This window comes from Paenibacillus hamazuiensis, assembly GCF_023276405.1.
Lineage (GTDB): Bacteria > Bacillota > Bacilli > Paenibacillales > NBRC-103111 > Paenibacillus_AF > Paenibacillus_AF hamazuiensis.
In genome coordinates this window covers 2,466,206-2,478,692 of the sequence record NZ_JALRMO010000001.1, presented here as the reverse complement: position 1 = coordinate 2,478,692, position 12,487 = coordinate 2,466,206, and the positions used below count along the sequence as shown (strand labels likewise).

12 protein-coding genes are annotated in these 12,487 nt (G+C 52.9%); all 12 read left to right on the top strand.

What is annotated here, in order from left to right:
* The 12 genes from MYS68_RS10950 to MYS68_RS10895 all read left to right on the top strand — a co-directional run bounded on the left by MYS68_RS10950 (position 1) and on the right by MYS68_RS10895 (position 11,760).
* The gene (locus MYS68_RS10950) at positions 1-1,260 is read left to right on the top strand and encodes an ATP-grasp domain-containing protein (protein WP_248925873.1); all 1,260 of its coding nucleotides are present in this window, start codon (positions 1-3) and stop codon (positions 1,258-1,260) included.
* Positions 1,257-2,105, top strand: coding sequence for a Rossmann-like domain-containing protein (locus MYS68_RS10945; protein ID WP_248925872.1), 849 nt, complete (start codon positions 1,257-1,259; stop codon positions 2,103-2,105). The genes MYS68_RS10950 and MYS68_RS10945 overlap by 4 nt, the downstream gene beginning before the upstream one ends.
* The gene (locus tag MYS68_RS10940; protein WP_248925871.1) at positions 2,090-2,896 is read left to right on the top strand and encodes a class I SAM-dependent methyltransferase; all 807 of its coding nucleotides are present in this window, start codon (positions 2,090-2,092) and stop codon (positions 2,894-2,896) included. The genes MYS68_RS10945 and MYS68_RS10940 overlap by 16 nt, the downstream gene beginning before the upstream one ends.
* A 35-nt stretch (positions 2,897-2,931) precedes the next feature.
* Positions 2,932-4,071, top strand: coding sequence for a cysteine synthase family protein (locus MYS68_RS10935; protein WP_248925870.1), 1,140 nt, complete (start codon positions 2,932-2,934; stop codon positions 4,069-4,071).
* 22 nt (positions 4,072-4,093) lie between these two features.
* Entirely contained in the window at positions 4,094-5,284 is a 1,191-nt protein-coding gene (gene cntE / locus MYS68_RS10930) for a staphylopine family metallophore export MFS transporter CntE (RefSeq protein ID WP_248925869.1), read from the top strand.
* A 75-nt stretch (positions 5,285-5,359) separates the two neighbouring features.
* Complete coding sequence (locus tag MYS68_RS10925) at positions 5,360-6,052, top strand: class I SAM-dependent methyltransferase (RefSeq protein ID WP_248925868.1); 693 nt, start codon at positions 5,360-5,362, stop codon at positions 6,050-6,052.
* A 33-nt stretch (positions 6,053-6,085) separates the two neighbouring features.
* Positions 6,086-7,711, top strand: coding sequence for a nickel ABC transporter substrate-binding protein (nikA, locus tag MYS68_RS10920; RefSeq protein ID WP_248925867.1), 1,626 nt, complete (start codon positions 6,086-6,088; stop codon positions 7,709-7,711).
* 11 nt (positions 7,712-7,722) lie between these two features.
* Positions 7,723-8,670 carry a nickel/cobalt ABC transporter permease gene (gene opp1B, locus MYS68_RS10915; protein WP_248925866.1) on the top strand — a complete coding sequence of 316 codons (948 nt, stop codon included), beginning with the start codon at positions 7,723-7,725 and terminating at the stop codon, positions 8,668-8,670.
* Positions 8,667-9,512, top strand: a complete 846-nt coding sequence (locus MYS68_RS10910; RefSeq protein ID WP_248925865.1) for an ABC transporter permease — start codon at positions 8,667-8,669, stop codon at positions 9,510-9,512. Before opp1B ends, MYS68_RS10910 begins: the two co-directional genes overlap by 4 nt.
* A 6-nt stretch (positions 9,513-9,518) precedes the next feature.
* Positions 9,519-10,316, top strand: a complete 798-nt coding sequence (locus MYS68_RS10905) for an ABC transporter ATP-binding protein (RefSeq protein ID WP_248925864.1) — start codon at positions 9,519-9,521, stop codon at positions 10,314-10,316.
* A gap of 17 nt (positions 10,317-10,333) precedes the next feature.
* Complete coding sequence (locus MYS68_RS10900) at positions 10,334-11,182, top strand: ABC transporter ATP-binding protein (protein ID WP_248925863.1); 849 nt, start codon at positions 10,334-10,336, stop codon at positions 11,180-11,182.
* A 71-nt stretch (positions 11,183-11,253) separates the two neighbouring features.
* Positions 11,254-11,760, top strand: a complete 507-nt coding sequence (locus MYS68_RS10895) for a GNAT family N-acetyltransferase (RefSeq protein ID WP_248925862.1) — start codon at positions 11,254-11,256, stop codon at positions 11,758-11,760.
* The last annotated feature ends 727 nt before the right edge of the window (positions 11,761-12,487 follow it).

Sequence of the window (12,487 nt, the reverse complement as noted above, 5' to 3'; positions counted from 1 at the left end):
ATGGCACATCTGTTGATGATTGAAAGCTGGGTGGGCGCAAGCGGTAATTTGCTGCCGCCACTTATCAAATCCCTCGGGCACACCTATACGTTTGTTACCCGCAAGCTCGAGCATTATCAAAGTCCGCTGAGCGTGGAGCAGCATCCGGTGGTGCGATACGCGGATTCCGTTCTTGTAACGGAAACGAACGATACGCCAGGCTTAATCGAATTTTTACGGCCTTATACATTTGATGGAGTCATTACGGTCTGTGATTACTACATCGAGGTTGTGAGAGAGGTAGCCAAAGCCTTTGAACTCCCTTGTCCTTTCCCGCAAGATGTTAAGACCGTACGTCACAAGCACCTGATGCGCCAGGCGCTGGACAAAGCGCGACTCGCAAATCCGCACTACCGCCTCGCGAATAGCTGGACTGAAGTCGTAGCGGCTGCAGAGGCCATTGGCTATCCGCTGGTCATCAAGCCGGTAGATCTTGCATCCAGCGCGTTTGTCAGCTTCATTAACAATTCGAAAGAGCTGCAGGACGCCTATCGTGCTCTTGAAGCGTTCCCGCTTAATTTTAGAGAGCAGGAGAGGGACTGCACGATTCTGGTTGAAGAGTTCATGAAAGGGGAGGAGGTTAGTGTAGAGAGTATTTCCTATCAAGGCGAGACGACGATACTCGGCATCACGGATAAATCCGTAACCGGGACACCCTATTTCATCGAAAATGGCCACATGTTTCCGGCGCAGTTGAACGACGAAACCCGATCTGCTGTGACACATTTTGTTCAAGATGCGCTTAAAGCGGTTGGATTCGACCATGGGATCGCCCATACGGAGGTGAAAATCACGCCGGACGGGCCGCGTATCGTTGAAATTAATCCTAGAACCGCCGGAAACTATATCGTTGAGCTTATCGAGCGGGTGACCGGCATCAATCTGCTTGAAACCTTTGTCGATCTCTCGTTAGCGCGCAAACCTGTCATCGAAGCTAAAGATTGCGGTATTACCAGCGCCGCCGTCATGTTCCTCGTTCCGCCTCAAGGCGGCACCATTGCTCGGGTTCGAGGGAGAGAAACGCTCGAGTCGGACGCCCATATCGCCCGTTATAAGTTGGAAAATTGCGAAGGCAAATATGTTGCGCGCCCCATAGATAATGCCTGCTACTTAGGCCACGTCATTACGGAAGATAAGAAAGGGCATAACGCCAGAGCTTATGCGGAAGAAGCGGTCGGACGCATTGTTCTTGAGTTCGAGCCCAGCGAGGTGGCCCGATGAAGCCAATCCAAATATCAAGTCTGAATTCCGTCGCTGAATTGCGGCAAGCCATACTGGAAGGTCGGCTTGGCCCTAAGCCGGAAAGCTTGACGGTTACGGGTTCATCTTATATTTATCAAACCACTCAATTCCCGTCTTCTACAACGAAATATCACAACTACTATTTGCTATTGAGAGTGGAAGCCTCCTTCGGCGCCTGTTCGCATACACCCGACCAGTTGAATATGGAAGCGGCGGCGCAATTATCGGGGCTGCCGCTCGATGCGGTGCTGACGGATCAACGACTGCCCGTGCAAATAGCAGCGATGGACGCTTATCTGGGCGCCGTCTATCCGCATCAAGAGCACTGCTCCATGGCGGTGGAAATTTCTGCAGGAACTCCGATCCATAAAGCCAAGCAGCGTGACGCGCTGATTGCGGAAATCGCGGATATCCAAGCCGGGCAAAAAGTAGCTTTAATCGGAGTCGTCAATCCTTTGGTCGAAGCCATCAAGCAGCATGGGGCCGTTTGTTTGCCATGCGATTTGCAGCTGAAGGAAACCCAATGGGGCGAACCCGTTGAGAGGGATATGAATGTCGTCCTGGATGACGCGGATCTTGTCATTTGTACGGGCATGACGTTAAGCAACGGGACATTCGATCACATTTTAACAAAGGTCAGGGAAAGAGAGATTCCGTTAACCGTCTATGCACAAACGGGAAGCGCGATTATTGCTCGATTTATCCGTCAAGGGGTGACTTCGCTTGTAGCGGAACCATTCCCTTTTACCCAGTTTAGCGCGGCCGCTTCACAGCTCTATCGCTACACAAGCGGAAAGGAGCATGTTTCATGTCCATCGAATTAAAGCTGGATACGGATAACCTCCTGCATACGAATCCTTCGCTTTATGTTGCCTTTTATGGAGAGCAGGACCTGAGCATGGCGCATTTCATACATAAGTTATTTTCCGAATACAAGGTTGGGAAGAAGATACTGGATATCGGCTCGGGAACAGGCCGGGATGTCGCCTATCTGAACAGCGTGGGCTACGAAACCGCCGGTTTGGATCAATCGGAGGAAATGCTCTCGTGGGCGAGAGAGCGTTATCCCGGATTACCCTTTATTTATGGCGATCAATCCGACTTTTCTCTACATCAGCAGTTCGATGCCCTTTATTGCGTAGGCAGCACTTTCTTATACAACTTCACCAATGAAGCGGTGCTCTCCAGCTTGCGCTGTTTCCGTAATCATCTTCACCAAGGGGGCCTGCTGTATCTGGATATGCGAAATGCCGCCTTCTTCCTTACGAAAGAGGGACAGCGCTGGCTGACGGAAGAGCTGGTTGAACAGAGAACCGTGAATGAGAACACGTCGGTTACGCTTCAGACCAGGTTCAGCATCGATCCGGCGAACCAAATACTTCATCGGGACTATTGCTGGACGATAACCGGCTTTAAGCCGGTCAAAGAGCATCTAAGGCATCGGCTGTTATTCCCGCAGGAGCTCATCCATTATCTTACGGCCTGCGGTTTCCGGGTTGTCCAGCTTTTCGATCACCCGTCCCCGCATACTCAAACCTATGAGTGGAACGAGCCGCTGACCTTCCGTCAAGACATGCTGGGCAGACGCATGCAGGTTATTGCGCAAGCTATATAGCGGGCGGGAGCCCGGGGTAGAGGAGGAGAGAGCTTATGATATCCAGTATTTTGGAAACCATCGGCAACACGCCTCTAATCACGATACCTAACAGCAACAAGGCAGACGAGGGCCAAGTGTTGTTCAAATACGAGCGGTTCAATCCCGGAGGGAGCATCAAGGACCGCGCGGCGATGCATATCATCAATGAAGCCGAGCGGAGAGGTTTGCTGAAGCCCGGTGGCACCATTATTGAGTCTTCCAGCGGCAATTTTGGAATTTCCCTTGCCATGATAGGCGCAGCGAAAGGCTACCGCGTCATCATCCTGGTTGATCCGAAGACGACGAGCAGCAATCTGGCACTGCTCAAATGCTTTGGTGCGGAAGTCATAGTGGTCACGGAAAAAGACGACTGCGGCAGCTATCATAAAACGAGAATCTCGCTCGCCAACAAGCTTGCCAAGGAGATCGAAAACGCGTATCGCCCGGATCAATGCTTTAATCTTCTTAACAGCGAGGCGCATTATAAAAGCACGGCGCGTGAAATCATGAATGCCTGCTCCAATAAAATTGCAGTTTTTATTACCGCAGTTAGCACAGGGGGACAGCTAGGAGGGATATCCAGGTATCTCAAGACGTTCGCGCCTCAGGTGAAAGTCATTGGCGTGGATGCCGTAGGCTCCGGCATATTTGGCGGCCATGCGGATTCTTATCGAATACCCGGCATCGGTCTGGGTTGGACGCCGGTTAATCTGAATATGGAATACATCGATTGCGCTTATAAAATAACGGATGAGCAGGCGTTCGTCACGGCTCGGGCATTTGCCCGAAACGAAGGCATCCTCATGGGTCCCTCCAGCGGAGCCTGTGCACTGGTCGCCCTCAAGGTTGCCCAAGAGCTTACGCCAGAGGATCGTATTGTTTGCATGGTTTCGGATGGAGGGGATCGCTACATCCAAACTCTTTTCAACGATGAGTGGATGGAGCAGCAAGGCTTCAAGACCTCGATTGACTTGGAAACGCTGCGTGAGATGGCGCAGCAACTGCAGCCTTGGAGCGAATGCCCTGCGAATGTTGCCAATTACAGATCGGATTTGGCTTATACGCTGGATGTTCCGGAATCTACGCTGCGCATGAACGAGGAGATACTTGCCCAGAGCTATTTCTTTCAAGAAAGCTCCCTTATTATCGATTAAACTTGCAGGGGGTTGTCTGCATTTGAGTGTTTACCGAGCCACTTCGTGGCCTTTTCTTCGACTTTATGCGCTCGCCTTTCTATTTTTCAGCGCCAATTCGGTCTTGAATGTGATCGTGCCGCTCCGGAGCGAGGCATTGGGAGCCAGCAATACGATGATTGGTTTGATTATGGGCACTTATATGCTAACCTGTATGTTTTTTCGCCCATGGGCAGGTCATTTCGTACATAAGTACGGTGCTGTTCGGGTGCTGCGTATTCTGCTGCTTGTTAACGGGCTAGCTCTTTTGTTATATACGTTCACCGAACTGGAAGGCTTCTTTATTGCCCGGCTTATGCAAGGTGTTTCCACCGCTTTCTTCTCCATGGCACTGCAGATGGGAATCATCGATTCGCTCCCGGAGGAGGAGCGTTCCCAGGGAGTATCCTTATATTCCCTCTTCACGTATATGCCTACCATCGTAGGGCCCTTGATCGCCCTGGGGATTTGGGAATGGGGAGGAATGAAGGGCTTCACGGCAACGATGATCGTTATTACGGCAATGACAGGTTTGTTCGGCTACACTATGGCCGCGCAGCTCCCCTCCGGGAGGAGGGAAGAGGAGCAAGCCGGAACAGGGATGCTGGAAGCGCTCCGCCGGATTGCGGATCATCCTTCGCTGGTCGTTTGCAGCTTGTTAATGCTCGTAGCGTCCGTCGTTTTCGGGGCGGTATCGGTTTTTATTCCGCTGTATGCGAGTCAGGTTGAATACGGCAACGCCGGCATCTTTTTAATGATTCAAGCGGGAGTTATTGTTGGTTCGCGGTTTGTACTGCGCAAGCGAATTCCTTCGGATGGAAAATGGCATACCCGATTCATCGTCGGCATTTTGCTGCTGGCTGCTGCCGCATCGATGCTGCTTTCTTTATCGGCGTCCATGGGACAGGTGATTTTATATGCAGCAGCCGTCCTGATGGGAATCGCCCAAGCTTTGTTATACCCGACATTGATGACCTACTTGACCTTTGTGCTTCCCTCGGCCTCGCGAAACATCCGGATCGGTTTGTTCATCGCATCGGCGGATCTCGGCATTTCCTTGGGGGGCTTGACAGCAGGAGTCATTGCGGATCAAATATCTTACTCTGCGATGTACGCGGTGTGCTCGGGGCTTGTTGCGGTTGCCGCATGTGCGGCCGTCGTTTATAACCGGCGTATCCATCAAGCTGCGGCGTAGCAAAAAGTAATGGATCGTTTTTCACGTCTTTATATCGTAATACTTACAAATAATTCCGAAAGGCAGGAAAAGCATATGAGTGAAAATCAGCTATACGATGTATGGTGGACGGAGAAAGAGGTCGGCGAGCAGCTCATGGAGGATGATCATCAGGCTCATTGGCGGAAGGTGCTCGGTTACGTGGAGGAGGAGGATCTGCGGAATTGCGAGGTCCTCGATTTCGGATGCAATCAAGGAGGCTTCCTTCGCTTTCTGTACGGACAAAGACCTTTCAAGAACGGCATCGGCATCGATCTGGCACGCCGTTCGGTAGATATCGCCAATGAAAGAAAGGGCAGCCTGCCGATTCAATACGAAGCTACTTCGACCCCTGAGCAGTATCGCAGCCGGTTTGATCTGGCCATCAGCATATCGGTTATCTATTTGATCTCGGATCTCAAGGAGCATGCCTGGAAAATCCGGCAAGCTCTTAAGCCGGGCGGCGTGTACTATGCCACCTATTCGGACTACTCAGGCAATCCGAGCCTGCCCTCCATGCGCGAGAAAATCAATCGCCATGGCGCTCTGTCGATGAATGAGCATACGCTCGATGACATTGCCGGCGCTTTCCTGGGGCAAGGCTTTCAGGTCGGGATCCGCAGAATGCAGCCCCATGGCTACATCGCACTGTCCGATAAAGAGCGGTGGTTTGGGAGTTTTGCCGACAAGATGCTGTACGAGTACGAGCAGGCGTACATTTTCCGTTTGACGGCCCCTGCTGAAAAATAAACTGTTTACCGGTTGTGAGAGGAGATTTCTAACATGTTTGCAGTTCCGAAGAACAAATATTTGCTGCATTTCACCTTAGCTGTTGCCTTTGCACTGTCCGGATGCTCGTCCACCGGTTCTGATTCCAGCTCCAAAGATCAAGCTGCGCAAGGAACCGTGGAGAAGTCCGTCACGATAGCATGGAACACAGATGTCGGAACGCTGAATCCGCATCTATACGCTCCAAGCCAAATGTTCGCGCAGGCGATGGTGTATGAGCCGCTCGTCGACTATGTCGAAGGGGGAAAAATCGCCCCCCGCTTGGCTGAGAAATGGGAGGTTTCACCGGACGGCCTCAGCTACACGTTCCATCTTCGCCAAGATGTCGTCTTCTCCGACGGCTCAAAGTTTAAAGCAGACAACGTCAAGAGGAATTTCGACGCTATTATGGCCAACAAGGAGCGTCATTCCTGGATGGGGGTCGTGCCTGTCCTGGAGAAGACGGAGAAACTCGATGATTATACGGTAAGACTGGTCCTCAGCAAGCCTTATTATCCTCTGCTTCAAGAGCTCGCTTTCGTTCGGCCTTTCCGGATTCTTGCGGACGCCGGTTTCCCGGACAGCGGCAAAACGTCGGAAACGATCGCGAAGCCGATCGGTACCGGTCCGTGGGTGCTCAGCGAATACAAAAAAGACGAATACGCGGTATTCCGCCGCAACGACAATTATTGGGGGCCGAAGCCGAAGCTGAGCTCGGTGAAGGTACGCATCATCCCCGATCCGGAGACGATCGTCACCGCGTTCGAGAAGAATGAACTGGACATGATTGTAGGCAGCGGCATCATCAGCATGGACAGCTTCAAATATTTAAAACAGTCGGGCAAGTATGCCACGGGAACTTCCGAACCGCTTACCACACGCACCTTCGTCATGAACAGCGTCAAGGCTCCGACATCCGAATTGGCTGTTCGACAAGCCATCCAGCACGGCATCGATAAGGAAAAGATGGTGAACAGTGTCACGTTAGGGCTGGAGAAAAAAGCCGATTCGGTGATGGCACGCAATTTTCCTTATTCGAACATCGACCTGAAAGCTTTTGAATATGATCCGAAGAAGGCGGAGCGATTGCTGGAGGAAGCCGGATGGAAGCTTCCTTCCGGGAAAACCGTGCGCGAGAAGGACGGTAAGCCGCTTTCGCTTGACCTCGTCTACGTCAGCACGGACGCCGTCCAGAAGCCGTTAGCCGAAATCATTCAAGCTGAGCTTGCCAAAATCGGTATCCAGGTTCAGGCCAAGGGCGAGGAGCTGATGGTCGGCAACGGCCGTTTGAAGACCGGCGATTATCATTTGAATTTTTGGAATACATACGGAGTGCCGCTCGATCCTCACAACTTTGTAACGTCAAGCACCCAAGCCAAAACCGGTATTCATGAAGCGCTCCTGGGAGTGCCGGCGAAGCCGCAGATCGATGCTTTGGGCAAAGAAGCGCTCAGCAGCACCGACGAGAAGAAACGCCAGGAGTTGTATACCCAATTTCTGACGAGTATTCATGAGAGCGCCGTGTTTTATCCGATTTCTTACGATACGGTGGTCGCTATCCATAATAAGAAACTGAGCGGGCTCAAGTTTGGAGCGACAAAGTACGATTTTCCGTTTCAGCAGCTCGACATCGTCCCTTGATGGATCGGCAGATGATCATCTACATTTGCAAACGGCTTCTTGGGCTTCCGCTTATCTTTCTCGGCATTTCTCTGCTCGCTTTTATTCTCGTCCGGCTCGTTCCCGTGGAGCCGGCCGAGGTCGTTCTGCGAATGTCCAACATTCCGCCCACCGAGGAAGCGATCGCCTCGATGCGTCAGGAGCTCGGCACCGATCGGCCTCTCCCGGTTCAGTATGCCGCTTGGCTATGGAAAGCGCTGCAATTCGATTTCGGCAAGTCCTTCGTCGGCAAGAAGCCGGTATGGGATGACATTCAAGAGAAGTTCCCTTCGACTCTACTGCTGGCAGGATCGGCCATCTTATTGTCGCTGCTCGTCAGTCTGCCGCTTGGTGTACTGACTGCCATCTTCAAGGGCGGGTGGATCGATCACTTGAGCCGCGTGCTATCGCTCATTGGCACTTCGATGCCTCGTTATTGGCTGGCCTTTCTGCTCGTTTATGCGTTCTCGGTGAAGCTGGACTGGTTTCCGATCCAGGGAAGGGGCAGCTGGCAGCACCTCGTGCTTCCAACAGTTACATTGTCGGTAGCCAACATCGCAATGTTCTCGCGCCTGCTCCGCTCCACGATGCTGGAGAACATGAAGGAAGATTACGTCCTCTACGCACGGGTTCGAGGACTTCGCGAGACGGAGATTGTGCTTCGCCACGTTCTGCCGAATTCCTTGCTCCCGCTGATCACTTCGGTCGGAGTCAGCTTCGGTCATTTGCTCGGCGGAACGGTGATCGTGGAGCAAATTTTCAGCTGGCCCGGACTTGGAAGGTTTCTTATTGAATCGATACTAAACCGGGATTATCCGGTTATTCAGTGTTATGTGCTGCTCATGGCCGTCGTGTTTGTCCTTACGAATCTGGCGGCCGACGTGTTCAGCCGGATGCTTGATCCCCGGCTGCAGCAGAAGGAAGGGGCTAACGGAGGATGAATACTTTAACCGCCCACCGATATGTCATTCGGCGAAAACGGCATGTTTCCGTCGTGATCGGATGCAGTCTGATCCTTTTGATTATTGCGGCAGCCGGTGCTGCGGCGCCTTGGATCGTGCCGAACGATCCGAATCAGATTGACCTGATGAACAAATTCGCCTCTTTTTCGGCCCGGTATCCTTTAGGAACCGATCACTTGGGCCGGTGCACGTTCTCCCGGCTGCTGATGGGAATACGCACCTCACTTTCCATCTCGGTGATGGCGATGGCGTCAACCATACTGATCGGCGCGCTCGCGGGCACGATAACGGCCCTCAAGGGAGGCAGGCTCGACGCCGTTTTTATGAGGATCTGCGATATCCTGCTGGCGTTCCCTACTCTTGTACTCGCCTTCGCCATATTGGGCATTCTCGGTCCCGGGACGGGGAATCTCATTCTTGCGTTGGTGCTCTCCCAGTGGGTCTACTATTCGCGAATGGTGCGAAGCATGGTGCTGAAAGTGAAGCTTAAGCTTTATTATCAATCGGCAAAGGTTGCCGGTACGAGGCGATGGACTCTTATCTGGCGTCACGTGCTTCCCGGCATATCGGCGCAGCTCCTCGTTCTCGCCACTCTCGAGTTCGGCTCGGTCATTCTTGAGGTTACCGGGTTGTCATTCCTGGGCCTGGGCGTGCAGGCTCCCACCGCGGAATGGGGGATGATGATGAACGAAGCGCGCCAGCACCTGCGCCAGCATCCCGAGCTGATGTGGCTTCCCGGTATGGCGGTTACCCTTGTGGTCGGCTGCAGTAATGTACTCGGGGAGACGTTAAGAGATTATTTCGATCCGAAGGAGCAGTAATATTTTATGAGCAATCCACTACATGAATCGATCCTTTCGGTATCCGATCTTTCCGTCGATCTTCGGGCAGAAACCGGGACTATACGGATTTTGGACGGCATCGATTTGCGCGTCCGATCCGGTTCCGTTTTGGGCATTGTGGGGGAGAGCGGAAGCGGCAAGTCGATGACCTGCATGGCTTGCATGGGGCTATTGCCTACGGGTGCTGCGATTGCAAGCGGCAGCATCTCGCTCGCAGGGCGCGAATTGCTCGCGCTCTCCTTGGAGGAGCGCCGTCTGCTTCGCGGAACCCGGTTATCGATGATCATGCAAAATCCAATGGCTTCGTTTAATCCGATTCGAACGGTCGGCGAGCATTTCACGGAAACGATCCGGGCACATGCCTCCATCGGACGCAATGATGCCAGGGAGCAGGCCGTAGATTGCCTGAAGCGGATTGGCCTGCCCCGACCAGCCGAGCTGATGAAGATGTACCCATATCAGCTGAGCGGGGGAATGCTTCAGCGCGTCATGATCGCGATAGCCCTATCGGCGAGCCCGGACGTCCTCTTCGCGGATGAGCCGACAACCGCGCTCGATCTGGCCAGCCAGCGCCATGTCCTCGGCGAGCTGGAGCAGCTGTGCAGATCGGAGGGAACAGCGCTTGTCATTGTCACTCACGACCTCGGGGTGATCGCCGAGCTGGCTGACGAGGTCTCAGTCATGTTTCAGGGCCGGATCGTTGAGTCGTCCGAGGTTTTCCAGCTATTTGACCGTCCGCAGCATCCTTACACGAAGGTGCTGCTTGAGAAGCAAATCGGGTGAGGGGAAGGGGGTAGAGGATGAAGCTATTGGATGTAACGAATCTAAGCAAATCTTACGTGAAGGAACGCAGACTATGGGGAGCTTCGCAACGGTTCACGGCGCTGCAGCGGGCATCGTTCAGCCTGGAGCCCGGAGAGTGCCTGGGCATCGTCGGAGAAAGCGGATCCGGTAAAAGCACGCTCGGCAAGCTCATTCTCGGGCTGGAGCAGCCGGACGAAGGTGCCATCCGGTTTCAAGGGGCGGATTGGCTGAACGGCGCCTCGGGTGTGAGATACAAGCTGCGCCGCGACCTGCAGGCCGTGTTCCAAAACAGCGGCGATGCGCTGAACCCGAGAATGACGGCCAGGCAAATCGTGGCCGAGCCGCTGCTGAATTACGAGCGCTTGACCAAGAGGGAGATTGAACGAGCCTGCCTGGATGGACTTGAAGCGGTAGGGCTGAGTGCGGCGGATGCAGACAAGCTGCCGCATCAATTCAGCGGGGGACAGCAGCAGCGGCTTTGCATCGCCCGCGCCTTGGCGCTCCGCCCCAAGCTGATCGTGCTGGACGAGGCCGTGAGCAGCCTCGACCGGATGCTGCAGACTCAAATCCTGGAGCTTCTTCGCCGGTTAAGGTCGGAACACAAGCTTTCGTATATATTCATCTCGCATGATCTCAAGGCCACCCGCTATTTGGCGGATCGTCTTATCGTGATGGATCGGGGAGAAATCGTCGAGCGATTGGATCGCATTTCGAATATTGGTTCCTTGTCCCATCCGGCATCAAAAAGGTTGCTGGAAGCGCAGCTGCCGGAGCATCCGTCCGGGCGAAAGCGAATTGCGGAGAACGACCAGAACCTTCAATATCGGGAAGCGATACCCATTTGAATTTAATTGCATCTCAATTCATCAATTCTTCAGTTGCCGAAAATGAACTCGAATGAAAGGAGATATGACGTTTGATCGATACAGTCTCATATCGCATACTGCCCGCAACATTGGCCCACGTGGAGGATATAGCGGCTTTCGTTCTTCCGACGATGGAAAAATTATATCCTCCGGGAGCTTTTAACCCAGACCCGGACGATTTGAAACGATTCGCAGAAGTCTATGTGAAGCCGCCGGATGCGTGCTTTTATGTAGCTCGCGATAACGGCGGCACCATCATCGGCACAGCAGCCGTCCGACCCTATGACCGCCGGTTCCCCTTCATGAATGAAATCTTCGGCTCCCGTGCCGTATGCGAGGTGACCAAGGTATATATCGACGTCCATCTGCGAAGACAGGGAGTCGGCTCCGCTCTGTATCGCACAGTGGAGTCCTTTGCACGGCAAGCGGGCTACGAAATGTCTTATCTGCACACGTCCACCTATTTGCCGGGAGGTTTTCCGTTCTGGGTATCCCGCGGGTATCAGATATGCTACGATGAAACGGATCTGGTCAAGCATTTGAGCAAACTTCTATAAACAAATCTATTATCGGCTTGAGTTTAAGGGAATGTTGAGCCCCAGATCAGAAAATTGCTTAAAGTTATGTTACAGTCGCAACGGTTTGCCGTGCGTGAAGCTGCGTCCGGAGAAGAAGGCGTATTGGCGAGGATCTATTATCCATAGCTCCCGATATCACCGGAATGGATGTCTGCTGCGTATCAGAGACTCGTTCAGAGTACCAATTATCGTGTTTACAGCTAAGGATCGGGAAGAAGATAAGTAGCTGTGCTGATGATTTCGTGACCAAACCATTCAGCATGGGGGAGCTTGTTACTAAATTTGCGCAGCGCTTAGGCATGTGGCAAAATCCGTAAATGAGCCTTTTTTTCAATTAGACGTGAAAGCTTGCTAGTATCACATAGAACTGCTTCGTCCAGGGAAATAGGAGACCAAAGTCATTATTCCCTTTTTTCAAGGGCTTAGCGGTGGTCATTAGGTGTTTTCAAAACGTAGATGATAGCTACTCCTACTGTGGAGTTGTATTATTATGTCTCGAATAGCATGGTTTACGAGACAAACTGAATATAACAAATACAAGCAGCTCCCCGATGTAAGCTGCTTGTTACGGTGTTAGCGTTCGAGCTTGGGACGGTAGGCAGAAGCTGCCGGGGCGGTCGCTGCGGTCAGCGGAAGAGTGACCAACCTGAGGCACATTCGCGGCAATCGCAAGAACGCCTCGAGCACGGAGCGCGAACCCACAGCG